24 protein-coding genes are annotated in these 23,384 nt (G+C 60.7%); 8 read left to right on the top strand and 16 right to left on the bottom strand.

The window, feature by feature from the left end; genetic code table 11:
* Nucleotides 1-424: 424 nt before the first annotated feature.
* From E2L08_RS00475 to E2L08_RS00535, 13 genes are all read right to left on the bottom strand, one after another.
* Entirely contained in the window at nucleotides 425-871 is a 447-nt protein-coding gene (locus E2L08_RS00475; protein ID WP_133395096.1) for a DUF6362 family protein, read from the bottom strand.
* Nucleotides 864-1,067, bottom strand: a complete 204-nt coding sequence (locus E2L08_RS00480) for a hypothetical protein (protein ID WP_133395097.1) — start codon at nucleotides 1,065-1,067, stop codon at nucleotides 864-866. Before E2L08_RS00480 ends, E2L08_RS00475 begins: the two co-directional genes overlap by 8 nt.
* Nucleotides 1,064-1,966, bottom strand: coding sequence for a crossover junction endodeoxyribonuclease RuvC (locus E2L08_RS17465; RefSeq protein WP_338069513.1), 903 nt, complete (start codon nucleotides 1,964-1,966; stop codon nucleotides 1,064-1,066). Before E2L08_RS17465 ends, E2L08_RS00480 begins: the two co-directional genes overlap by 4 nt.
* Nucleotides 1,963-4,338 (bottom strand): AAA family ATPase, encoded by a 2,376-nt coding sequence (locus E2L08_RS00490; RefSeq protein WP_133395098.1) that lies wholly within the window; start codon nucleotides 4,336-4,338, stop codon nucleotides 1,963-1,965. Before E2L08_RS00490 ends, E2L08_RS17465 begins: the two co-directional genes overlap by 4 nt.
* Nucleotides 4,335-5,093: a hypothetical protein gene (locus E2L08_RS00495; protein WP_133395099.1), complete on the bottom strand. Its 759-nt coding sequence runs from the start codon at nucleotides 5,091-5,093 to the stop codon at nucleotides 4,335-4,337. The genes E2L08_RS00490 and E2L08_RS00495 overlap by 4 nt, the downstream gene beginning before the upstream one ends.
* Nucleotides 5,093-5,299: a DUF6511 domain-containing protein gene (locus E2L08_RS00500; protein ID WP_133395100.1), complete on the bottom strand. Its 207-nt coding sequence runs from the start codon at nucleotides 5,297-5,299 to the stop codon at nucleotides 5,093-5,095. The genes E2L08_RS00495 and E2L08_RS00500 overlap by 1 nt, the downstream gene beginning before the upstream one ends.
* Before the next feature lie 263 nt (nucleotides 5,300-5,562).
* Nucleotides 5,563-7,245, bottom strand: a complete 1,683-nt coding sequence (locus E2L08_RS00505) for a DEAD/DEAH box helicase (RefSeq protein WP_133395101.1) — start codon at nucleotides 7,243-7,245, stop codon at nucleotides 5,563-5,565.
* 12 nt (nucleotides 7,246-7,257) lie between these two features.
* Nucleotides 7,258-7,884 (bottom strand): hypothetical protein, encoded by a 627-nt coding sequence (locus E2L08_RS00510; RefSeq protein WP_133395102.1) that lies wholly within the window; start codon nucleotides 7,882-7,884, stop codon nucleotides 7,258-7,260.
* A gap of 19 nt (nucleotides 7,885-7,903) precedes the next feature.
* Complete coding sequence (locus E2L08_RS00515; RefSeq protein WP_133395103.1) at nucleotides 7,904-8,779, bottom strand: ATP-binding protein; 876 nt, start codon at nucleotides 8,777-8,779, stop codon at nucleotides 7,904-7,906.
* Nucleotides 8,776-9,309, bottom strand: a complete 534-nt coding sequence (locus tag E2L08_RS00520) for a hypothetical protein (RefSeq protein ID WP_206076945.1) — start codon at nucleotides 9,307-9,309, stop codon at nucleotides 8,776-8,778. The genes E2L08_RS00515 and E2L08_RS00520 overlap by 4 nt, the downstream gene beginning before the upstream one ends.
* Nucleotides 9,309-9,662 carry a hypothetical protein gene (locus E2L08_RS00525; protein ID WP_206076946.1) on the bottom strand — a complete coding sequence of 118 codons (354 nt, stop codon included), beginning with the start codon at nucleotides 9,660-9,662 and terminating at the stop codon, nucleotides 9,309-9,311. Before E2L08_RS00525 ends, E2L08_RS00520 begins: the two co-directional genes overlap by 1 nt.
* A 12-nt stretch (nucleotides 9,663-9,674) precedes the next feature.
* Nucleotides 9,675-9,986, bottom strand: coding sequence for a helix-turn-helix transcriptional regulator (locus tag E2L08_RS00530; RefSeq protein WP_240757829.1), 312 nt, complete (start codon nucleotides 9,984-9,986; stop codon nucleotides 9,675-9,677).
* Between the two features lie 199 nt (nucleotides 9,987-10,185).
* A complete protein-coding gene (locus E2L08_RS00535) occupies nucleotides 10,186-10,869 on the bottom strand; it encodes a hypothetical protein (RefSeq protein WP_133395104.1) in 684 nt (227 codons plus the stop codon).
* Between the two features lie 107 nt (nucleotides 10,870-10,976).
* Here E2L08_RS00535 and E2L08_RS00540 point away from each other — a divergent pair, with 107 nt between their 5' ends.
* Nucleotides 10,977-11,654: a LexA family transcriptional regulator gene (locus E2L08_RS00540; RefSeq protein ID WP_133395105.1), complete on the top strand. Its 678-nt coding sequence runs from the start codon at nucleotides 10,977-10,979 to the stop codon at nucleotides 11,652-11,654.
* Between the two features lie 224 nt (nucleotides 11,655-11,878).
* Here E2L08_RS00540 and E2L08_RS00545 read toward each other — a convergent pair whose 3' ends face one another.
* Nucleotides 11,879-13,129, bottom strand: a complete 1,251-nt coding sequence (locus E2L08_RS00545) for an IS256 family transposase (protein ID WP_133395106.1) — start codon at nucleotides 13,127-13,129, stop codon at nucleotides 11,879-11,881.
* A gap of 166 nt (nucleotides 13,130-13,295) precedes the next feature.
* Between E2L08_RS00545 and E2L08_RS00550 the strand changes: the two genes are divergently transcribed.
* The 6 genes from E2L08_RS00550 (at nucleotide 13,296) to E2L08_RS00575 (ending at nucleotide 17,425) form a co-directional block, all read left to right on the top strand.
* Nucleotides 13,296-14,105: an HIT domain-containing protein gene (locus E2L08_RS00550; RefSeq protein WP_240757840.1), complete on the top strand. Its 810-nt coding sequence runs from the start codon at nucleotides 13,296-13,298 to the stop codon at nucleotides 14,103-14,105.
* Between the two features lie 12 nt (nucleotides 14,106-14,117).
* Nucleotides 14,118-14,849: a hypothetical protein gene (locus tag E2L08_RS00555; RefSeq protein ID WP_133395108.1), complete on the top strand. Its 732-nt coding sequence runs from the start codon at nucleotides 14,118-14,120 to the stop codon at nucleotides 14,847-14,849.
* A 126-nt stretch (nucleotides 14,850-14,975) separates the two neighbouring features.
* Nucleotides 14,976-15,224 (top strand): hypothetical protein, encoded by a 249-nt coding sequence (locus E2L08_RS00560; RefSeq protein WP_133395109.1) that lies wholly within the window; start codon nucleotides 14,976-14,978, stop codon nucleotides 15,222-15,224.
* The gene (locus E2L08_RS00565) at nucleotides 15,208-15,708 is read left to right on the top strand and encodes a DUF2924 domain-containing protein (RefSeq protein ID WP_133395110.1); all 501 of its coding nucleotides are present in this window, start codon (nucleotides 15,208-15,210) and stop codon (nucleotides 15,706-15,708) included. Before E2L08_RS00560 ends, E2L08_RS00565 begins: the two co-directional genes overlap by 17 nt.
* The gene (locus E2L08_RS00570; RefSeq protein WP_133395427.1) at nucleotides 15,708-17,033 is read left to right on the top strand and encodes a recombinase family protein; all 1,326 of its coding nucleotides are present in this window, start codon (nucleotides 15,708-15,710) and stop codon (nucleotides 17,031-17,033) included. Before E2L08_RS00565 ends, E2L08_RS00570 begins: the two co-directional genes overlap by 1 nt.
* Nucleotides 17,030-17,425, top strand: coding sequence for a hypothetical protein (locus E2L08_RS00575; RefSeq protein WP_133395111.1), 396 nt, complete (start codon nucleotides 17,030-17,032; stop codon nucleotides 17,423-17,425). Before E2L08_RS00570 ends, E2L08_RS00575 begins: the two co-directional genes overlap by 4 nt.
* Before the next feature lie 224 nt (nucleotides 17,426-17,649).
* On the opposite strand, the gene E2L08_RS00580 is transcribed toward E2L08_RS00575, so the two are convergent.
* On the bottom strand, nucleotides 17,650-19,011 hold the full coding sequence (locus E2L08_RS00580; RefSeq protein WP_133395112.1) for a COG3904 family protein: 1,362 nt from the start codon (nucleotides 19,009-19,011) through the stop codon (nucleotides 17,650-17,652).
* A 208-nt stretch (nucleotides 19,012-19,219) separates the two neighbouring features.
* Here E2L08_RS00580 and E2L08_RS00585 point away from each other — a divergent pair, with 208 nt between their 5' ends.
* The gene (locus E2L08_RS00585) at nucleotides 19,220-20,431 is read left to right on the top strand and encodes an ATP-dependent Clp protease proteolytic subunit (protein WP_168771009.1); all 1,212 of its coding nucleotides are present in this window, start codon (nucleotides 19,220-19,222) and stop codon (nucleotides 20,429-20,431) included.
* 186 nt (nucleotides 20,432-20,617) lie between these two features.
* Here E2L08_RS00585 and E2L08_RS00590 read toward each other — a convergent pair whose 3' ends face one another.
* Nucleotides 20,618-22,801 (bottom strand): NACHT domain-containing protein, encoded by a 2,184-nt coding sequence (locus tag E2L08_RS00590; protein WP_133395114.1) that lies wholly within the window; start codon nucleotides 22,799-22,801, stop codon nucleotides 20,618-20,620.
* Nucleotides 22,802-23,384: the final 583 nt, after the last annotated feature.

Consider the following 23,384-nt stretch of genomic DNA (forward strand, 5'->3'; position numbering starts at 1 on the left):
CGGTGTCCGGTTGGAAGGCCAGCGTTCATTGGTGTTTGCGCAGGGCGCACGTGGCTCCGGCTTCCGGGTGGCTTCCCAAAAATCCGGCCCTGTCGCTGGCGATGTCCCGCGCTTCGCCCGCCAGCATACGTTTTCGGCCGGAAAGGAACCGGAAAACAATGGGTTAGAGTTTTCGCTCAGTTCCGTTCGGTCATCGCTTCATCCGAAAAACCGTCGCCACCCTCGTACCCCGTCAACTGCCTGCCTCTCGTCTTTCGAACCGCCTTGGCTCCGATCCGGATTCCGGTTCGGACTCTGGGGTCCACCTCGAAATCCATCTCGAAACCGTTTGTGCCGTCCCGCGCGCGCCTCTCCCGAGTATATCCAATTTGTAGCCTCTCAGCCGGAAACTGTAACCCTTTGCGATGTCTCACTGAAAATTCTGTCACAGGACGATTTTTCTTGACAGGGTGTTCGCGTTCTCGACCACGAAGCGCTGTGACCGCTTCGAAGGCGGCATGCGCCCATTGAGCCGCCAGGTGATCAGCGCGACGCCGTATTGCCAATGGCGGTTGGCCGCCGGGCGGCTCAGCCCAACCTCCCAGGTGATCTTCTTCCACGGCGTGCGTTCGGCTCGCAGCCAGACGATCCGGGCATCATCCCGTTCCAGCCAGCGCAGCCAGAGCAGTGCCTCCTCGGCTTCGGTGATCTGCCGCGGACCCGGTCGGGGCCGCCGCATCTGCGGTTCCTGACCGACCTTGTCCGCGAAGCTGTGGAAGTACTCGGGCCAGGCGTTGAAGAAGCCCTGCGGCATGACGCCGGGCAAGCTGCGGAAAACGTCGGCCGCACTCTCCAGCCGGTCCTCCACCCGTGTGATTGTCCACTCACCCATGGCGCGCCTCCCGTTCCCGTTTGCCGTAGAGACGCTCGCCAAGCTGGCGCACCAGTTCCCGCTCGGGCCAGGTCAGCCGGTCATCGTCAATGGCGACGGCCAGCAGCCCCTGTTCTTTCCAGCCGTCCCGTTTGACCTCGTCGGGCTGGCGGCGGTGCCCGCCGTAGCCCTTGGGCATGAACCGCATGCTTCTCATTGCACACCTCCTTGGGTTTCCATGGCCCAGAGCAGGATCGCGATGGCGTCGGCCTCGTTGTCATCAGCCGGGCTGAACCCGCGCGCCCGGGCGGCGGCGATCATGGCGTCCTTGTTGGCGTTGCCCTTGCCGGTGGCGTGACGCTTGATGGTGCCGACAGGCACGCCCTGATAGGGCACGCCGCGCAGCTCACCCCAGCTTGTCAGAACAGCCAGCAGCCCTCCAAAGACGTGGGCAGCATCGGTCCCGACATGGCGGCGCACTTCTTCGAAATAGATGGCTCCGATCGGCCCGGACAGCCGATCGATCTCGGTCAGCCAGTTGGTGAAACGCAGGTAGCGTATGCCGCCGCCGTCATAGCGACTGGGCTTGAAGCTGACGGTGCCGCTGGTGATCAGCCCGTCGGCACCATGCAGCGCCCAGCCTGTGGTCGTGCCGAGATCGAGCGCCAGCAAGGTGCGCTGACCGGAAAATGCGGGCAGCACATTTCGGACGGCGTTCTGATTGGGGTTGGTCATGGTCTGGTCCGCCATGGGCTTTCTCCTTTTGTGATTGGCTGCTCGAGGGGTGAAACGGGTCAGACTGCGACCCGAGAAATTGCCCAGGGGTAGGTGGTGGCTCTCCCCGCCTGTAGCGGGGAGAACACCTACCCCTTTAGGGGGGACTTTTCTGAAATCTGGAATCTGGCGCAGAGCACTGATTTTATTGAGCAAATCCAGATTGTGGAGCAGATTTCGGAAACACCCTTCCGAAATCTGGAAAGGACCTTTCAAACCCCTGAAACCAAATGGAAAAAGCCAGATTCCAGATTTCGCCAGGATTCCAGATTCTGCAAAATCTGGCCAGATTTCGGGATTCTGCACCCAGATTTCGGAGGGCAAAACGACGTGTTTCATCATGCGTCCTCCACCTCGCGATAGACCCAGACGGACGGGTTTTCGACGGGCAGGACGGCACCGGTCTGTGGGCATTTGTAGTGGCTGGGCAAGACGTCGATCAGCTCCAACGTGACCTCTCCGGTGCCCGGATCGACATGCTCCCGGCTGGTCGCAAGACGCATGGTTTCCACGCAGAGGTAGCCGTATTTGCTCCGCTCGGTCGCCAGATCCAGCGCTGTCGCAGCGGCCCCGCGGACGAACTTCACGTACCCTTTGGTGGTCAGCACGTTCAGCCGTTCGCGAATGATCGATTGCCCGCCAAGACCCCCGGTGTTCTCGAAGGTCTCAGCGAAATGGGTCATCGTGTACATCCGACCCTGAAGGGCCTCTTCATAAAGCAGGCCGCAGATCACCTCGCCCTTGCGATCCCGCTCCGCATCGTGCTTCGCGCCGACGTCCTGGCGCACCAGACGCTCGTTCATCGGGTTGATCTCGACCCATTGGCCGCCGACCTTGTCGATCAGCTTTGGCGGCAACGCGGGGCCATTGCGCAGCTCGATCTCCAGTTTTCGTTGCGAACATTCCTCGTCTGGGCGGTGCAGGATCAGGCCGGAGGTGTAGAACCCGCGCAGTGCGCTGGCACCGGAGAGCGCGAGGAAGGGATCATCCTTGACCTGCTGCTTGCTGAGCTTCTTGGTGTGGTGGATCAGGATCACCCCACAGTCGGGGTCGATATGGTCGCGCAGGACCTCGACCCTTTCCTTCAGGAAAAACATCATCGCGGTGTTGTCATTCTCGCCGCCGCCATCGGGACCGCCGTCAAACAGGTTGCGGATCGGGTCGACGCAGAGGATGTCCACCGGCGCCTCCGGGAACGCGGTTTGCACGGCGCGGGCAACCTGAACGCTGCCCTCATTGTCGAGCAGCATCTTGAGTTTCGGCGTGGCGACGAAGGTGTCGCGTGCGGCGGCCAACACGTCTGGCGGCAGGGCGATCTGCTTCAAGCGTTCGCGCAGATAGTGATACTGGATCTCGGCCTGTAGGTAGAAAATCCGCAGCGGCCGCGGCGGAGTGAAGCCCAGAAACGGCACACCCGCAGCCATGTGGACGAGCCAGGAGATCAACAGGTCGCTCTTGCCCACCTTGGGCGCGCCACCCAGCACCAGCAGCCCGCCTGGCGTCAGCACCCGCGGCGCAATGATGTCCTGCGGCATCGGGCTCTGGTCGTCCAGCAACGCGCCGAGCGTGAACGCTGGCATCTCCTGTGGCCCCGGTGCGCCGGACTCCAGCCGGATCAGCGGCGGGCCGTATTTCTCGACATGGCGTTCCCAGAGCCGCTCGGACTCGCGCTTCAACCGTTCGACCGGCCACTGGGGTCGCAGCATCGCGGCGTTGTAGCCGCAGATGCCCTCCCAGCCCTCATCCTTAGTCATCCGGCCCTCGTGGACCATGCGGATGAAATGGCCGATCGCGGCCGACGCACCTTCGAAGCGGGACCAATCGTCCTGGGCGCCCTCGCGTACCGGCGTGACCAGAACTTCGTCCATCGCGGGCTTGTCGGGGTGGGAAAACTCAGGCTGCATGGACACGCCGGGCGCGGGTGGCATGTCGGTGACCGCCTCGATGAACTCGGCCAGATCACGCTCCCGGTCGGCATTCAGCTCGACAATCCGAACCTGGGTCTTGAGGCTGTTCTTGTAATAAACGCTGCCTGCCACCCGGATCGGTTGATGCGCTGAGCGGAAGTGCATGTCCCCACCGATTTTTGCGGCTATGTCACCGCGCAGTCTGCAGACGCTTCGAATGTCATCTCCCTCGGCGGGCTCGGTCAGCGCCCACCAGATGTGGGCTTTCCGCTGGCCATCAGGCGTCACGCCACCGCTTTCCACCACCATGGTCGGCGCGCCGAGGTGGCGCTCCAGATGGGCCCGCTTGGCGGCGATATCTCCTGTGTCGAGATCGACCACGATGGTCTGCATCTGCAGGATTTCGGCGGCCTTGGCCTGCCCAGGCGCGGCCACGGTGCCGGGGATCACATAGACCGCTGCGCCCTCCCGCGACGCCCATGTGGCGAAGGTCGCCATTTTCTCGGGGGCGGCCGGATCCGCCTCCAGCCAGATGTTATGCGGGCGGCCATCAATGCCCTGCCCCTTGTCGATGAAACTGCGCACCGGGATCAGGCCATCGCAGTAGCCGAAGACCACCTGCATGAACTGGGCGATCTGCTCGGGATCGGGCTCGTCGCCGAAAGGATCGGTTTGCGGCGCGGCGTCATTAAAATCCCGCCAAGGGTTGAAATGGACGATGTTTTCCTTGGGCCCATCGGGCGGCGTATCATCTTGCATGGCTTGGTCCTGCTCGGAATTCGGCTTGTAAGTGGGCTCGTCAGTCATGCCGCCAGCCCCCAACACCGCTCGGTATGGGCACAGAACCGGCATTCGAAGAAATCCCGGTTGGTGGCGATGCGCGGCAGCAACTCGCCTGCGTCGGTGGCCTGCAGGATGCGCACGGCGCGGTCGGACATGCGCTGCGCCAGATCGGCATCGAACGGCACGAGCTCATGATGCAGCTCCGCCGTGTCCTTGTTGATCGCCGTGAACAGCGCCGGTGCGGCCGAAATCCCCGGCACCGAGGGCTCCATATAGGCCTGATAGATCGCGATCTGGGCGGCATAGACGGGCTTGGAGACAGCGACCCCGTCCTTGACGCAGGCGCGCCAGTTCTTCGCGTTCATCGTCTTGCATTCCCAGAGCGCTGGGGCGCGCAGACCAAGTGCCGCCGGGGCATCAGCGATGATCCCGTCGACATGGCCCCGGATGCGACCGCCCGCGACGGAAAAGCCGAACTGGCCGCCATCGCGTTTTTGGGTCACCAGATCGATCCCGGCCGCGCGCAGCCAGCGGATCGCCAGATCCTCGAGCTGGTGGCCGATGGCGAAGATCCGCAGCGTCTGCCCGCCGAAATCCGCACCCTCATCCTTGGGCGCACCGGCAAACTCGAACTGCAGCGCGCGTTCGCAGGCATGTCCAAGCCGGGAGGCGCCGAGATAGGTCCGACGCGGTGTGGCTTCCCGTTCGGCGATGAGAGCTGCATCGACCAGCGCGTTGATCCGCTCGGCGGTGGAGGGGCGTGGGTTAAAATCCAGCATCAGAACGGCACCTCCGGTGTCTGGGCCCGCGCGATGTCGGCCATGGCCTCGCGGAACCCCTCGACGGCTTCCTCGATCAGGGCGCGCACCTGCGCCTCGGTCAGTTCGGCGAAGGCGGTCTGCCAGCCGATCTCGTCCATCAGCAGGGCGATGTGTTTCATGGTGGCGGTGACAGCGAGGTGCTCCTCTTCAGTCATTCCCTGCATGGTCAGTCCTTTCTTCTGGCGGGCCGCGAACCATGCCTGACAGGGCATCGAGCAAAACCAGCGGTGTTCGCGTGGGCGGCGTGTGTTGGGATTGAAGAAGCCGAAACCTTGCGCCGGGCACAGGCAAACGGCGCATGTAACAAAACGCGGATGCCAGTGCCGAAGACGCTCCGGGCAATCCGCAGCCGGTGAGCCGGACCCGAGAACGGTCTGGGGGACCGTTCTCCCGGCGAACGGCGGGGATGGGATTTGCGCGACATGGTTCACGCCGCCATCCGTTCTGTCCCGGCCGCCGCATCAATAGCCGCGCGGATCGCCCGTTTGTTGAACCCGAAGGTCATCAGCGCCGAGGCGTGGTAGCGCGTCAGGCCAAAATCGTGGCGGCATTCGGGAGGCAGGTATTTTAGCTGCTTGTCCGTCGGTGGCTGGCGCAGCCATCCTCGCGTCTTGAAGGCGCTTTCATCGCTCTCGTGGGTGTTGAGCCAGTCGTCGGCCTGCGCGAGGCAGACGGTGCGTTCGCCGACGCCCAGCAAGCGCGGTCGCACACCCTTGGCCCCGCCGATGGCGTACCAAACGCCCTCCATCCAGAAGATGCCGCCCCAGGCGGTGAAGCCCGTGGCCATCAGCGCATCGTCCGTCCCGAAGAGATCGACCCATGCGAAACTGGACCGTCTCAGCAGATCGATCTCGGTCATGACAAAGCCCGAGAGCGGCACTGCGTCCGCGCCGGTCTCGCCTTCGTCCTGGAGCAACATCTCGCCGCAGAGCGGGCATTCGGTGGCGGCGAGCGGGATCTCTGCCGCGCAGGCCGGGCAAGTTTTCATCGGGGCTTCACCGGTGCCGATCTTGCCATCCAGATCGACATCCTGCTCCAGCGTGCCGTGGATCAGGCTCGACGTCCCGAAATCCAGAACCACGCAATCGGTCTTGACGATGCCGGGGTGTTCCGCCGGATCGACGGTGCGCAGGCCCCGCCCAACCATCTGGATCATGGTGGATTTGTAGGAGCTGGGGCGCAGCAGCACGACGCAGGACGTCGGCGGATGATCCCAACCCTCAGTGAGCACCGAAACGTTAATGACCACGCGGGTCTTGCCTGCCGCGTAGTCAGCCAGGATGGCCTTGCGGGTCTCGGAAGCCAGATCACCATGGATCAGCGCGGCCGCGATCCCCGCCGCGCGAAATGCCTCGGTCACATGTTCCGCGTGGGCAACGGTCGAACAGAAGACGACCGTCTGACGGTCCCCTGCCTTCTCACGCCAGTGGCGGATCACTTCGTCGGTGACCGGCGCGCGGTCCATGATGTCCGCCACCTCGGACATGTCGAAATCCGCGCTGGTCTTGCGGACCGACTTCAATTCCTCCTGCACGCCCACATCGATGACAAAGGTGCGCGGCGGCACGAGGTGGCCAGACGCGATCAACTCGCCCAGACGCACCTGGTCGGCGACATTGTCGAAGACCTCGCGCAGACCTTTGCGATCGCCCCGGGTCGGTGTCGCCGTCACCCCGAAAACCCGGGCGTCAGGATTGGCGTCGCGCACCCGGTCGATGATCCGGCGGTAGCTGTCCGCCACCGCGTGATGTGCCTCGTCGATCACCAGCAGATCAAGGCGCGGCATGGCGGCCAGGTTTGACGCCCGCGCCAGTGTGGGCACCATGGCGAAGGTGACGTCGCCACCCCAGGATTTCTCGGTGGCGTCGATCACCGAGGTGGATGCCTCCGGCACCACACGCTGGAACTTGGCGCGGTTCTGCGCGGTCAACTCGTCACGATGCGCCAGAACACAGGCCTTGGCACCGTCGCCGATCATCTCGCCGGTGACCGCCGAGAGCATGATGGTTTTGCCCGCGCCGGTGGGTGCCACGCCCAACGTGTTGCTGCGGGAGGCGAGCGCAGCAACACTGCGCTCGACAAAGGTTTTCTGGCGGGGGCGAAGGCGCATGACCGATACCCCTTACTGTGCCCAGCTCGGCCGCCCGGGGGCACCGGGGTTGGCTGCTGGCGGATTGGACGAGGACGTTGGGGCGGCAGCATTCTGCTGCGGAGTGGCCCCCGGCCCGGCGTTACCACTGAACTGCAGGGGCGCCGTTCCCATGACCTGCGCATAGTCGCGATGGTCAGGCGTGACCGCGCTGCGGATCTCGTTCTTGTCGTCACCGCTTGCATCGGTGCCGATATCAATGCGGGCGATGAACTCGATCCCGTCCAGATCGGCAAAGCCGCTAATGCGCCGCGCCGCCTGCGCCTCGGCCGACATGTCCTTGTCGGAAATCCCGCGCGCCGAATTCAGCATACCGCGCACGAGGCTGCGGCCCATGTTGGTCCAGTCTGGCCCCTTGGGGCTGTAAAGACCGATCAGCGTGAATATCTTGCGCCGGGCATAGGGACCCTCGGTCACGGTGAACTCGCCGTTCAGGTACACCGCGCCAGTGGAGCCGCGCGTGGCATAGCCGCCGGTCCACCCCTGCGAGGCATCGTCGAACCCGCCGGGGCGGATAGTCAGGCGCACCTTGGCCAGCGTGCCCTTCGGGATGAGGTTGGTGTTGCTCTGCGCGTCGTTGAAATCGTTCCAGGAACCCATGGGGAACCTCCTTTTCTGATCAGTTTTGCGGTTTGGATTGTTTGTCGGTCGGCGGATCGGCGGGTGGTGGCGCGTAGGTCAGCCGGTCGGGTGCCGGTATCGCGGGCGTCCGGATCTTCGCCATCAGGCGGCCGAGATGGGGTTCTTCGACTTGGGCCAGGCGGCCGGAGCGGTCCTTTGCCGGAAAGCCCCAGGGATTGATCGTCTGGCAGACGAAGGCGCGATACGGATCGCCGCCATCGGCCTTCAACTCCGCCATGGTGATCACCTCATCGACGATCCCCGGCAGCTCGAGCCCGGTCTTGGAACCGTCGATCTGCGGCTGGAACACCTTGCGATTGAAGTCGTCGAGCTTCTCGTCGAGGATCCCGACGAACCAGACGTTCTTGGCCCGCGTGTGCTGGAGGTGGGTGAGCCAGCCGATCATCTCGCGGCCGTGCAGACCGTAAGCGCCACGGACATCCGGCTTGCCGGTTTTCTCCGACAGCGCTTCTGGCTGGCCCTTGCACCACCCGAAGCACAGCCGCCCGGCGACGGTGATCGAGTCGACGAAGATCGTATCGTAGCGGTCGAGCGCTGCCGGATCACCGAAGCGGTCGCAGACGGCCTTGTAATGGGCCGGGCTATAGGGCTGCTCGTCGCGCAGTGCCGGGTTGGGCCCGCCGATGAACACCGCGAAATCCCGGCATTCCGCCCATGTGCGCGGCCGGATGCTGTCGCCCGCCCAGCCCTCGATGGCGAGATCGCCCGCTTCGAGATCCATGAACAGCGTGCGCTCAGGGTCGAGCGTCCAGAGCAGTGAGGTTTTGCCGATTCCACTCTTGCCGAAGATACAGCCCTTGATGCCGCGCGGCTCCGCCAACCGCTGGTCGGCGCTGATGATGGGGAGGCTCACTGCTCGGCCCCCTGCGCGAGGATCTCGACCTTCAGCGTGCCGGGCCTCACGGTGCGCGCGGGCTCGAAACCCTGCCGGATGGCCTCGGGCCAGGCCGCGTATTTGCGCTCGGGCACCTTGAAGGAGAGATCAACGTATTCGGCGGGGTCGTCGCCTGCATCGCAGATCCGCGCGACCATCGCAGCCAACCGGTCCTGATCCCAACCCACCCGTTTTGGCAGATCGGCGACCACGGTGAAATCGCCGTCATCGAATCGGACCGTGCCGGTGTCCTTGCCTGCGGCCTGGCGTTCTTCGGTGGCGCGAGTGGCGTAGCGGATGGCCAGTCCGGCATCGAAGCGGGTCTTGGCGGCCTTGTCGCGCTTCAGGCGCTCGTCGATCTCGCGCTGCAGGATTGCCAGCAACTCGACCGGCAGGGCCGCTATTTCGGCGGCGGTGAGCGACGGCAGATCGTCGGGCGTGGGTGTGTTCTCGGGGAATGGCATGAATTGGTCTCCGTGATCGGTGAAAAAGGTTTGGAAGGCGGACATCACGCGGCCTCCGGCTCGGCGAGCAGCAGCTCGGACAGGGAGGCAGCGGCGGCTTTGGGCTTGGGCCGGGCGACGGCGATATAGGCGAACTGATCGGGGCCCACGCGCTCCTGAACGAGATGCACGAGACCAAGTTCAGCGGCCCAGAAAGCGCGGGATCCAAGCCTGCTCAACTCGGCCCGCGCCGCATCCGACAGCCCTGAAAACACAGGGAAGATGTCGAGCACCAGAAAACCGCGATGATATTCCAGCCGGTCGCCGGGAGCGGCCTGCGCCACCCAGGCGCAGAACTCGATCTCGGTCAGCGGTCGGCTGGCGCGAACCGTGATAAAGGGTGTGGGTCCCATGAACATGATCTCCCCCCTCTACGAACTGCGCAGCGACATCGCCCCGGACGGGGCCCTGCCATTCAGAGGTGAGGATGTGACGGGAACAGCTGACAGCCTCCGCCCCTCTGCGGGTCCGGCTCGGTCAATTGCAGCACTCACGACTTTCGCCCGCTGCAACTGGCTCTCTTCGAAAGCTTCGATCTCCTCGCGCCGATACAGCACGCGCCCGCCAAGCTTGAGAAACGTTGGCCCCTGGCCAACATGGCGCCAACGCTCCAGCGTCCGATGGGAGATGCCCCAGCGACGGGCCAGCTCCTTCTGATTCAGGCAATGCTTTTGCAGCATCATTGTCTCCTCTTCATCGTTGATGAGGACACAATGCAAATTAACGGTATGGGATGTCGTGGGGATTGGCGGGGGATGCGGAGGGGGATCGCGTGACCCTTGCACGACTGCACCTCCGGCAGCCTGGAGGGTGAGCCATCCCCCTCCATCCCCCACTCATCCCCCTCACGATCCCCCACCCCCGGGTGACCGGTGGTGCAAATCAGTCCAGATTGAGTCGGTATCCGCCCCGGCGATCCGAGCGGATCAGGTGCCGCCAATTGACCTGCGACTTGAATACATCGGCCATGCGCAGGCTCTTCGAACCGGCTCCGGAGAGAACCGACTTGCCGTTCTGCCACGGCTCGCCCGCCATCGCCGCGCCGTGCAATGCCCGGACCACTTCCGCCTGGATCGGCCCAAGCTTGAAGCGGCTGCCATTGCACCGCACCTCCTGGTAGTCAGCCGAGGCGATGAAGGTGGGTTCCTCAATGGCCGCACCTGCCCCGGAAAACCCGTTGGCGATCTCGAAACGGTCGCGTTCCTCGCGCCTTATCAGAAGATCGCCGATCAGAACCAGCACCGGCTCGGCGTGCTCGCAGAGCGTGGCATAATCAGCCTGGGGAGTGCGGAAGTCACTCAGGTGGACCTCACCACAGCGAAAGAGCTGAAACGCATCCCGGGCGTGCAGATCCAGCAAGCCATCATAGTGGGCCTGCTCCCACGGCACACGATGACCAACCCCGTCCCCGTTGTCTTCGTAGCCGCCGAACTCCACTGGCACACCAAACACCCGCATCGAAAGCCGCAGACTGTCATTCTCGGCAAGGTAGATCAGGTCGGCCTCAGAGATCCGCCAGCGGTCCAGAACCTCGGGGAGGGTAAAATACGCTTTATCGATCTCCATCCGCCCTCGATTCCCGCCGCTAAATGTTTATACTTTGTTCTAGTTGCTTGACGTTATCGGATCAATCCTATTTTATCCTATTTAGTCCACAGCCCCTTGGGGAAATCATGACCGAGCAACATACCCTTGCCGACCGCCTCCGCGCCCGCGCCGATCAACTTGGCCTCAGCCCGGCGCATGTCGCCGAGATGGCCGGTGTGAACCGCTCCTTCGTCTACGACATCCTGCGCGGGCGATCGACGCGCCCCGGGATCGAAAAGCTCCGCGAGGTCGCGGCAGTCCTGAAGGTGGATCGCGACTGGTTGATCCACGGCATCGGCGACGTGGACGGCACGCCGCCCTTCATCGACAATCCTGACGAAGCCTTTGTGGCGATTGCACATGCCAGCCCGCGCCCCTCAATGGGCGGCGGCGCGGTGGTGCTTGAAGATCGCGACACGCCGGGCCGCGCCTATCACTTCCGCCGGTCCTGGATAAAGGGCAGCCTCAAGGCCAGCCCCTCGCAGCTGCGCATCATGCATGTTGAAGGCGACAGCATGGCCCCTACCCTGCTGGACGGCGATACGGTGCTGGTCGACATGGCGCGCAAGACTCCGAACCCGCCCGGGATCTTCGTGCTGAACGACGGGATGGGCTTGGTCGCCAAGCGGCTGGAGCACATCCCGAACAGCGATCCATCCGCGGTGCGGGTCATCTCCGACAACAGCTTTTACAGCCCCTACGAGCGCACGGTCGAAGAGATCCACGTCATCGGGCGGATCCGCTGGTTCGCGCGAGAAATATAGAGGCAGTGTGGTTTGCCAAGTTCAATACACTTATTGATGATCAGATACTGAAACCGTTTCCGGAACGATCCAAATGCATCCAGAGAGCCTGCTAAACTTTATCACGCAGCGAATGCGAATGTCCCACATCTATCAACCGGTGGTGTTGCGAGAGTTATTGCTGTCAGATGGACAGGCGACCGTTGAACAGATTGGAGATATGCGCAAAAGTTGGTGATGCTTGATCAGGCGGCGATTTGAACGTGGCGGAGACCGTCGCGGAACTCAACCCCGTCGATGATTTCGGGCAGGCGGTTCCGGCCGTCGAGTTTGCGCCATTTTCCCTGCGCTGACATCATCAGCTTGAATGCCATGGCCAGCCCGGTCTTGCGGCTGAGGCAGCCCTTGGTGCGTTTCGTGCGATGCCGGACGGTGGCAAAGGTGCTTTCAATCGGGTTTGACGTGCGGATGTGCTTCCAGTGTTCGGCCGGATAGTCGTAGAAGGTCAGCAGCGCGTCCCGGTCCTTGACCAGCTTGGCCACCGGCTTGTTCCACTTCACGCCGTAGGTTTCGACGAAGAAATCGAAGGCGGCGTTCGCTTCGGCTTTCGTGTCGGCCTGCCAGATGTCGTGCAGGTGCGCCTTCGCCTTGGCTTGGATAGATTTCGGCAGCGCGTTCAGCACGTTCATGGTCTTGTGGACCCAGCACCGTTGTTCCCGCGTCGTAGCGAACACCTCGCGCAGCGCGGTCCAGAACCCCAATGCGCCATCACCGATGGCCAGTTTCGGGTCCTGTTTCAGGCCGCGGCGCTTGAGATCGAGCAGCACCTCGCGCCAGCTTTGGGTGCTTTCACGGAAGCCGTCGGTCATGGCCAGCAACTCCTTGCGGCCGTATTCATCCGCCCCGACGATCACCAGAACACATTGTTTTTCCTCAGCCATGCGCGGTTTGAAATAGACGCCATCGGCCCAGATGTAGAGGAACCGCCGCGTGCCAAGGTCGCGTTTCTGCCAAGCCTCGTAGTCTGCCCACCAGTCGGCCTTCAGCCGCGTGACGGTCTTGGCCGATAACCCCTTGGCATTCGGACCCAGCAGCGCCCCCAACGCCTCGGTAAAATCGCCTGTGGACACGCCCTTGAGGTAGAGCCACGGCAGCAACTCCTCGACCGATTTCGCCTTGCGCAGATAGCGCGGCAGGATGCTGGGCGTGAAGGTAATCTTGTCTTCGCCTGGCTTGCGGTCCCGCACGCGCGGCACCTTCACGGGCACCGGACCAATGCCGGTCATCACCTCGCGTTCGGGTAAGTGACCATGGCGCACCAGGCGTGCCCGACCGTCCTCGAGCTTGTCCCCGGAAAAGGCGTTCATGAGCGCGGCCAGCTCCGCGTGGATCGCCTGTTCGATCAGCTTGCGCGCTCCATCGCGCAGGACCTCGGTGAATGGGTCGGAGCCAAATCCTGATGGATCGGGCAGTTCAGTGATGGTATTCTCTGGCATGTGGCATATCCCTTTCTCGGCTGAGAATTGACGGCGTCTGAACACCGCCATGATATGCCGCCCCTCAGGGCATCACCAACTTTCGCGCGTTTCTCAACAGATTGCCAGGGCATTACTGTCGTATGACCTGTCTCAGGTTGAGTATTACGAGATCAGGACCAAAAACATGGTCGGGCGTGTTCTGACCAATAATCAGATCGTTGAACCGATCAAGGATGGCGTCAGAACGATCGGATATCGGCTTCTGGAAGCCGAACTCACTGCGGGAGAAACAGAGCAACTGATTGCAGCATGTGATGCAAAAATTGCGGAATATATTGAACGCCGCGGCGGCGTTATCTGGCAGCACCGAACAAATGCGAATGGCTATATCCCAGGGTCCGTTCGCTATGAAGTTCTGAAGCGGGCCAGATTTCGGTGCGAACTTTGCGGCGCTTCTGCGGAGAAGATCGCCTTGCACGTCGATCACATCGTTCCGCGCAACAAGGGAGGCCTGGACGAGCTGAGCAACTTCCAGGCTCTGTGCATCACGTGCAATACCAACAAACGGGATACCGACGATACCGATTTCAGAAACATGGCCGAGCAATACGCGGAACGTCAAAGCGGATGTCTTTTCTGCGAAATCCCAACCGATCGCATCATTGCTGAAAACGAGCTTTGTTATGCAATCCGGGACGGATTTCCGGTTACGGACCTCCACACGCTAGTGGTCCCGAAGCGACATGTCGCCGATTACTTCGATCTGTATCAGCCAGAGCGGAACGCGATCGACCAGCTCTTGAAGGAGCAAAGGGCGAAAATCCTCTCAGGCGATCATACGGTTTCGGGATTCAACGTCGGGATTAATTCCGGTGAGTCTGCTGGTCAGACGATTTTTCATTGCCATATCCACCTGATCCCGAGACGGGACGGTGATGTGAAAGAGCCCCGAGGAGGTGTTCGCGGTGTCATTCCTGGCAAGCAGTCGTACTAGCGGTCAGGTTCAATGATCGAATTCCGCTCCCTCGCTGATGATGAACCTGCCTTGAGCTTCTCGCCCCTCTTGCGCGGGGTTTTGAAAACCTACGCTTACGTCCACGAGCATGGTTCCATCGGCCTCACCCCCTCAAAAGCCTTCAAGCGCAATTTCGTTCACTGGGCCGCAGCCGCGTTCGACTGGCCCGGGTACACAGAGGACGATCTCTTCGCCGTCAACAAAGTGCTCAACGAACATGACTTCATGCCGCTTGGAGATATTCACTTCCTGCTGACCAGCCTGAAAATGGGTCGGCACTATAAGGGGGATTTCAAGCTGACGAAGTCAGGGTCGGACTTGGCACATCAACCCGGCCGTCTATTTGGGATTTTAACGCCGTTCTACCTCTTTGAAATCGATCATTCGAGTTGGTCACGGACCCCGAGAGAACCGGTTCCAGGAAACTGGAACATCTTCCTCAACGTCCTCAATGTCGAGACGGAGGACGGCGCAGCGGGCCAGCATCTGCGACAGATCTTGTTTGGCGAACCCGACTCCAGCCCTTTTCCACGCTACGATGAGATGATGGGCAGCCTTTACACTCAGGTTCTGCGCCCGCTCGTCTGGACCGGTCTGATTCAGGAAACACGCCCTGGGAAATCCTTTCGGTCGCAGGAAAGCGTGTTCACCAAAACCCCTCTTTGGAAGGCCGCGCTTAAACTCGAGACGGATTCGATGGTCCAACCCGCGACACGGCACTGAAAGGCCGCGCGACGCAAACCCGATCCAGCACGCGGCACCCCGAACCAGCCCCGCAACCCGTTGTTTTAACTTGAATACCAGCGCCGCCTGAAGCCCAGATAGGGCAACAACCCGAAAGGCGCTCCGATGATTGATGAAATCTCAACCCCGGTTTCGGGGCCCAATCCGCTATGCCCCAACAAGATGTCTGCCCGGGCACGCCTCGCCGAACTCGGCCGCATTCTAGCCGTCGGCGTCATTCGTCTGAACGCAGAAAATGCCAGGTCTTTATCTGACGAAGGCGGAGACAGTTTCGTGGACTTCTCGCCCCGAACGAGCGGTGGTCGTCGTGCAAAACGTATCCGCATCGGAGGAATTCATGAAGCATCACAATAAGATATCACCTGCAAAGCCTGGGCAGGACGGAGCAGTGGATCAAACAGTCCTGGCCCGCCTGGCTGCGCTTAAGGCCATGTCGGTCAGGGATCTGAAAGCCGAATGGGAAAAGCTCATCGGCACCGCCGCGCCGAACAATAGCCGGACCTTTTTGGAAATTCGCATCGCTTATCGCATCCAGGAACTGACCTACGGCGGTCCCGACCGGCAAACCCGGCGCATGCTTGATTTGCTGGCCGATGAAGTAGAGGGAGTTGCCCGGAGGAAGAAGCAGATTGCCGACCCGCGCAATCCTGTGGTGGGCACCAGACTGATCCGGGAATGGGACGGGGTCGAGCATACGGTGATCGTCCTCAAGGACGGTTTTGACTGGCAGGGCCAGAAATACAAATCGCTCTCGGCCGTGGCCCGTGCCATCACCGGAACGCGCTGGAATGGCTATCGCTTCTTCGGCCTCCGTGAACGCAAGCGGGAGCAGGCATGATGGATCGCACGACCCGCCCTGCCCGCCGCCTGCGCTGCGCAATCTACACCCGCAAGTCGAGCGAGGAAGGGCTCGACATGGAGTTCAACAGCCTCGATGCCCAGCGGGAGGCATGCGAGGCCTATATCGCCAGCCAGCGCTCCGAGGGTTGGGTTGCGACCCGCGACCGTTATGACGACGGCGGCTTTTCCGGTGGCAATCTCGAGCGTCCGGGTCTCAAGCAGCTTATGGCCGACATCGACGACGGGTTGATCGACGTGGTGGTGGTTTACAAGATCGATCGCCTCAGCCGCTCGCTGATGGACTTTTCCAAGTTGGTCGAGATCTTTGACCGCAACGGCGTCACCTTCGTTTCGGTCACGCAGTCGTTCAACACCACGACCTCGATGGGGCGGCTGACGCTGAACATCCTGCTCAGTTTCGCCCAGTTCGAACGCGAGGTGATCGGCGAGCGCATCCGCGACAAGGTAGCCGCGTCCCGCAAGCGCGGGATCTGGATGGGCGGCTACGTGCCGCTCGGCTACGATGTGCAGGATCGCAAGTTGACGGTCAACGACGCCGAGGCCGCATCGGTCCGCCGCATCTTCGAGCGGTTCGTCGAACTCGGGTCCGCCACGGTTCTGGCGCGCGAACTCCGCCGCGACGGGTTCCGCAACAAGCAGGGAACGCTGATCGACAAGGGGTACCTCTATCGGCTTCTGAACAACCGTGTTTATCGCGGTGAGGCCGTCCACAAGGGCAAAGCCTATCCCGGCGAACACGACGCCATCATCGAGAACGACCTCTGGGATCGCGCCCACGCCATCATGAAGGAAAGCCCGCGCAAACGTGCCAACAACAGCCGGTCGCAGACACCTGCGCTATTGAAGGGCCTGATATTCAGCGACACCGGCGCCGCCATGACCCCCACCAGCACCCGGAAAGGTGCAAAGCTCTATCGTTACTATGTGTCGATGGACGCGATCAATAACCGCGAGACCGGCGGTGAGACCGCTCCGATGCGGCTGGCTGCCGGAATGGTCGAGGACGCGGTCGTGACGGAGGTCCGGCGCATTCTCCAGACGCCGGAGGTCGTGACGCAGGTGATTGCCGCCCTGAAGGTCAAAAAGTGCGCTGTTTCTGAGGCGGACGCCATCGCGGCATTGCATGAGTTCAGCGCGCTTTGGGCGCAGCTGTTCCCGGCCGAGCAGGCACGGATCATCCAGCTTCTTGTCCGGCGCGTTTCCGTCACCGCCGCGGGGCTCGAGGTCGACATCCGACGCGAGGGGATCGCGGGGGTCGTCCGCGAGATGGTTGCACCGCGCAATCTGGAGGCGGCGGAATGACCAAGCCTGACGATACGATCCGCATCCTGATCCCGTTGAAGGTCCGCAAGAAGAACGGTCGGCCAAAAATCCTGCCGCCCGCCGACTATCTGCCCAGCGAAGACCAGGCGCAGGACCCACATGTCCTCCGCGCCATCGGCCGTGCATGGGGCTGGCGGCGGCGCATGGAGGCTGGCGAGTTCAGCACGATCCAGGAACTCGCCGAGGCCGTCGGGTTGGCTGAGCGACACGTGAGCCGCCAGTTGCGGCTCGCTTATCTCGCCCCGGAGGTGCTGAAGCGGTTGACCTGCGGGCGCGAACCATCGGCGGTCAGCCTGTATGATCTGGGCTTCCTCGCTGGGGCAGCGTGGGGGGAACAAATTAGACAGGCACTCGACGAGGCTACATCCTGAACGTCGTGTTCGGCCCTGACCGGCCATTCATCGAGGACGCTTTTGCTGCCTCGCAGCGTCACCGAAGCGGTCGTACAGACGCGACCCTGCAGCCGCGGAAAAGTTGGCCGGCAGCAATGCAGGGCAAGCCAATCGGGACAGATGCCTTTTCTGCGCAATGGATTGATAGCACAATGGGGCCACTATTCGTCCTGTCAGGGTGGGTCATCGCCGCAGTAGTGATTTCACCCGCTCACGCAAAAAAGGTTTCCGCTGGCAAGATTCCTGACGCAGCTCTTACCCTCCGGCCCGTGGCGGATCTCGCCAGAGCCGCCATTGATCCTGGCCGTCGTATGGGTCTCACCGTATGCCGCCCCATCGATGTCGATGACTGTTCTCGAGCCGGATGACCACGTGAAAACGTGTCTTGCCATCGGATTTCCGGCGTCCTGCAATAACACGACGGCCTGCAGACAAGGCTGAGAGTCCGTAATGCCTCCGGACTGGTCGAAGGTCTCGCAAGTCGCGATCCTTCGTGCATCGGCGTTGAAGGCATCAGGTAAGCCGAGGGACTGAAGGCGCGTTTTCGGATGTAGCCGAGAAAGTGGCGAGAAATGCCGCATACCGTATTTTTCGCCGCAGCGACCAACTTGGGTATCGGTGGCTTCATCATTGCCACAAACCGCAACTTGTTCTCCCGACAGCCTGACACGGCATCCGACACTGGAATAGCCGGCGCGCAAGCTGGCAACACCGGCAGTGCCATCATTGCTGATATCGCCAGCACTCGAAATTTCTTGAATGCTGTAACTATTCAACGGCTGAAGTCGAAAGACTGCATCTCCAAGGGCGCCATCGATGCCATTAAGCACAGAAGTCAGAGATATCCGGTTGGCCAACGCGTTTTCGCAGGCGTAGTGCAACTGATTCCAAGTCTGATTGGCGCTGGCGGGAACGCCGTCGATTTCAATGCGCCAACGCAAAGCTTCCTCCACAGTCGATACGTAAAACATGCCGTCACCAGGCGTTCCGGTGATGAACTTGAAGAGATCAGGCTCAATCATCTGGGCCGTTCCCCAAGGCTCCCGACGGTTCGCGACTTCCAGAATTCCAAAAACCGTCTCCATCCCTAGCGCATAAATGCTGGCCAGATCATCTGAGGTATAGAGCCGGGCCTCGTCAGGCTTCAGATATGGGCGATGAAACCCAAGTTTCGACGTGTAGTGCATTCGTCGGCTCAATCCCGCGACCTCACCACCGCGGTAGTTGCCCATCATGAACATGATGGCGCAAATTGAGGAGCACTCACGGTCGGCGCGGATACGGGTACTGATACCATTCTCGAGAATGAACTTTGCCATGTTCATGCCCTCGATCATGTTGCCGCCTGGGCTATCGAGACACAGCACAGAAGCGCTCGTGCTCTCCCCGTTATCGACAATCAAATGATCTGAAAGCCCTGCGAGTGCCTCGGCATCCCCCTTCCGGATCTCACCAGTAATCTGCACCCGGCATTCCTGGTCATCCGATCTCTGGATTTCGGCTCCTTGCACCGGAGGTGCTAAGAGGATCGTCAGTGCCGCGAAGGCAGCGAGGCGTTTGAACATGTGGAAGATCCCGGATTGCGAACTTCAGATGGTTCCACTTACGTGAGGCGATTGCAATCAGCTCTAACGTTCCGGAGTCGGTGCCTTGACCTTTCGCTGCACCGCATGATCTTTTGCCATTGTGCCAGATGGTTTGAACGTCCAAGGTTTTCAAATGCTCCGATTGCTATGCGTGTTGCTTCTCCTAATGGCGAAGGCGGGATCGGCCATGAGCATCGAGACGGAGATCCAAGATCTGCGACCCATTCTCGATCCTAATCTCTATGTCACGCTGTCAGGGCCCATCGAAGACGGTGACGCGGATCGGTTGCGCGACGTGCTTTCGCACTATGACAGCCATGACCTTCGCGAGATATTCGTGTTTTTCGACAGTCCCGGCGGCAGTCTCTACGAGGGGTTGCGCATTGCAAGGGTCTTGGGAAGCCGAAGTGAAATCGTCATTTCGCAGGTCGGCACGGATGAGAACCCAAATGCGGAATGCGCCTCCGCCTGCGTCCTGGCCTTCATCGGAGCCGATCTGCGGTACCTCGCTGCGAATGGGAGGCTTGGTGTCCACCAGTTCTCCCATTCCGGGGAGGGGCTTGATACGGGAGAGGGGATAGACATCGCCCAGAGGTTCGCGGCCGAGATCGTCGCGCTGCTGAAGCGCCAGAGGGTCAGCAGCACCCTCTTCGCCGAGATGTCGAATACGCCGCCCAATGCGATCACCTGGCTGTCTTCCGACAAGCTCGAACGCTGGCGGGTCGTCACCGGGCCTGTCTACGAGGACCGCATGGAATACCGAAACCTCAACGGCAAGGTCGCCCTCTACATGTTCCACGAGTCCCTCTACGGGACCAATGAGATGACCCTGTTCTGCGACGACGGTCTGATCGCCTATGCCATTCTGGATGAACCGCCAGTTGCCGCCGTCGGCACCTTTTCCTTCGTCGTCGATGGTAGCGACAACCGCATCGACAGCTACGAGATCCTGAACCGGGACAATGGACGGACTCGCGTATTCATGCGCATCCCTCCACAGGTAAAGGCACGCCTGGCACGGGCCACGACCATCGGCGCGCGGGTGTACACTCCGGCCGGAACCACTTTCTGGGGCTTCGAGCAGGACATACGTGACCAGAAGGTCGCTGAAATTGCTGCGAGCTGTCCGGGAATCTATCGCGCACCAGAACAGCCGGCAACACCGGCGCGAACCGCTAAGACTTCGCAAATGACGATCCTGCCCTCGACGGATTTCTCAGGCTACGATCTGACAAAGAGGGGACACCGCGGCGTCAGCTTCGAAGAGTGTCAGGCGATTTGCGTGAGCGACCGGCTTTGCCAAGCGATTTCCTATGTTCCGGCCAAGCAATGGTGCTGGCCAAAACTGGGCCTTGGCCAGCGGATCACTACTCCGGACGTCGTCAGTGCCGTAAGGTAAGTACGACGGTCCGAACGGTGGCCCGGATCAACAGGTGAGACAATCAGCGTTCCACAGATATCCATGAACCGAACATAGTTGACGCAAACGGCCCAGAGCTGCCGTTCGACATCTTGCTGCCATGCTGCGGCGGCATCCCGCAGTGCCGACATTCGCTGCAACTGCATCAACACAAGCCAATGTGGATCAACCATTTAGAGCTCGGAATAGGTCCTTGTGTTCGGTCAAGATAACATCTTGCCGGAAATGGATGAACTCGGCGTATGGCCCAGATGCTTGCTTTGTTTTGACAGTGACGAGATCCAAACTGCGCAAAGCACTGTACACGCTTGGCCACGAGGGGTGAGTTACGATGCGCCGTCCTTGATGGTCCGTATCGTCTAGATTTGTCCTCAGCCAGAACGTTCGGTAGCGTTCAATCCGCCCCAGAATCTCAAAAAGATCATCCGACCAATCGAGGTGGGCAGCGGACTGTTGAGCATCAGGGTTGAGAATATCTTGGATTTCGCTGGGGTCGCTTGTCGTTCCGCCAGCATGCACCAGCATTTGCGGTTGAGGTAATTGGACTGGCAGTTGGGTTCGCCGATCGACTTCAAGCGTGGATATATGGACCCCGCTTTCAAAGACGACATTCCGGAGGTCGGCACTAGCGGCATACAGGATGCTGATTGCTGTATCTCGAAACGAAATCCCGATCGGCGCAGAAAAAGGAAAATACAACTCGTTGATTCCGACGTCTCGAATTTGAAGATCGGCGCTTTCAACGGCCGTTCCACATGCGGCTGCGACTCCGAGCACCGATAAGTTCGTGTTCGTCCTGTCGCGAGATGGTTGGGCGATGCCTGCGCGGACCGAATTTAGGAAACGCTCTGACACGTCGTGGCGGCCCCTTGCTACGTGGGCGAACACTTCCAATGCGTCGCGCCCGAACAGGTTGCGCCGCACATATCGAGGTGTCTCGCCTTCACTTACCGATCGAAGCGCTTCGCGAGCGAGGAAGTGCTGCAAGAGTTGTTCATGGGCGAAACGGACGTGACCTGCACGCAGGTCATTGGCTAGAAATACTACTGTTCGAGCACGCTGAACAACAGCTGCTACTTGATCGTCTGGCAGCAGCCCGTCGGCAGCAACGGTCGCGAGCAGGTCAAGGGCATCGTCAGCCAATGCCTCAGATTGGTTCTCAGCCAGATCGCGCGCGACCTCCTCCAAGAAACGCCCGACGTAAGTTTCATAGTCTTGAGTGTTATCCGGTCCACCGGGAGGGTCGAGCGCTTCGATGAATTTCTTCGCTTCCCTTCGAAGCATGATCTGGACAAGGTAACTCAGCAAATCTGAAGCAGGGGGCTCGTCACTCGCGAGCGCAGCAGGTTCGCGCGCAATAACATCAAGAAAGAAAGGGCGTAGGGCATATGAGCCGTGATCAAAAATTGGCTCGACGAATTTTCGACCCAATAGCGTGTGGTCCCAGCCCGGGTTTTGAAGTAACCAATTCTTCGCTGCTACTGGGTCAGGGTCTCCCAATGTCAGAGCCGAAAGCCTGTCATTTTCGGTATTAAAGGACGTTAGTTGCCTTTGCATTAGCTCGGTGGAAACGAATGTTTCCCGCCCCGCGAGTAGGAATGTCGCTACACCGCGCGAATCTGCGATAAGGCCGTTCAGCCCGCTCCAAGCTGTCTCAAAGCCGTTTGGATCGGACAATTCGTCGAAGCCATCGATAGCAAGAATGATAAGTCCATGCCGCACCAGCGACATTAGTTGCCCAATCGTCAGATTCGATCGAACATCTTGCAGCGCAAATGCAATTAGGTCAGCGATGTTTTGAAGAACTCGCCCGCGGCTCGCAATCTGAAGTATCAGCGGCGCTGATCCATCGTAGTACTCAGCACGCAATAGAGCCGCTTCACGGACGACTGTAGTCTTCCCAACACCGGCTGGACCGTCAATCAAGAGGAGGTCCGTCCCGTCTTGATTGCTGGAACCCTGCTGATTGGCGAGCCATTGATCGAGCGCAAACCAAGGCGTCTGACCTTGTTCGATGGCGAATGGCGAGCTATTGCCAACGATACTCTTCAGTTCGCCGACAATCGGCACCGGGCTATCACCAATTCTTTGCGGCGATAGCAATACCACTTGATTCTTCGCAATTCTCGGAAGGTCTGCAAATGCCGGATCGACTAGAAGCGCGCCAGCATTCGGAAAGGTTTTTTCAGCGCCATTCGAGGTTGTAACGGTGTAGCTTTGTCCATTCTCAGTGACCGTGTACCTGTCCCCGTTTCGGGTTACTGTAAACTCGTTTCTCTCCGTCACGACCTGCGTGCCAAGATCGGCAAAGGCATTGATGTCTTTAATGGAAAGGCTTAGCGGCGGCATATCAAATCCGTCATAGTGGGGTTACTGTTGGTGATACCACCGCGAGCTAGAAAGATCACGCGGCGATCTGTTCCTTGCAATAGTCCTTCGGCCGTTAGAATGCCTGGGACTAGGTCTGCGTCTTGTCCGACAACAATGAGCCAGCTGTCATCATCCTCCATCGCGAGGAAAATGAGGTCGCAGACAAGCGCTGTATCGACCATTTTTTCTCCCAGGCTGCCAGCTCGATCTTGCTGCACAGTGCTCGGCAAATGATGGTCCTGCCTTTGACCGCAGAGCCGCACTTCCCTCGCGCCCAACAACCGGTCTCCAAACTCCAAGCTTCTCACGACCTGTGAGCGTCTGGGAGAATACTCGCTTAGCCCACGATCGTCTGGGTTAGCTGGATTGTACACGAAAGCAGCTTCCAAGGCACGGCGCCTGACTGTTGGCTCAAAACCTCTACGCCATCCATGGTACGCCCGCAAAGATAGAAAGAACGCTTCGTCTCCCGCTTGATCATGCAACAGCCTGCCGACGCGGCGACAGACCTGTTTGAGTACCCGGCGAGCGACCTCTTCTCCGTCGCTCGCAATGTGGCCTT

Origin of the sequence: Palleronia sediminis, from assembly GCF_004358695.1 — a bacterium.
Lineage (GTDB): Bacteria > Pseudomonadota > Alphaproteobacteria > Rhodobacterales > Rhodobacteraceae > Palleronia > Palleronia sediminis.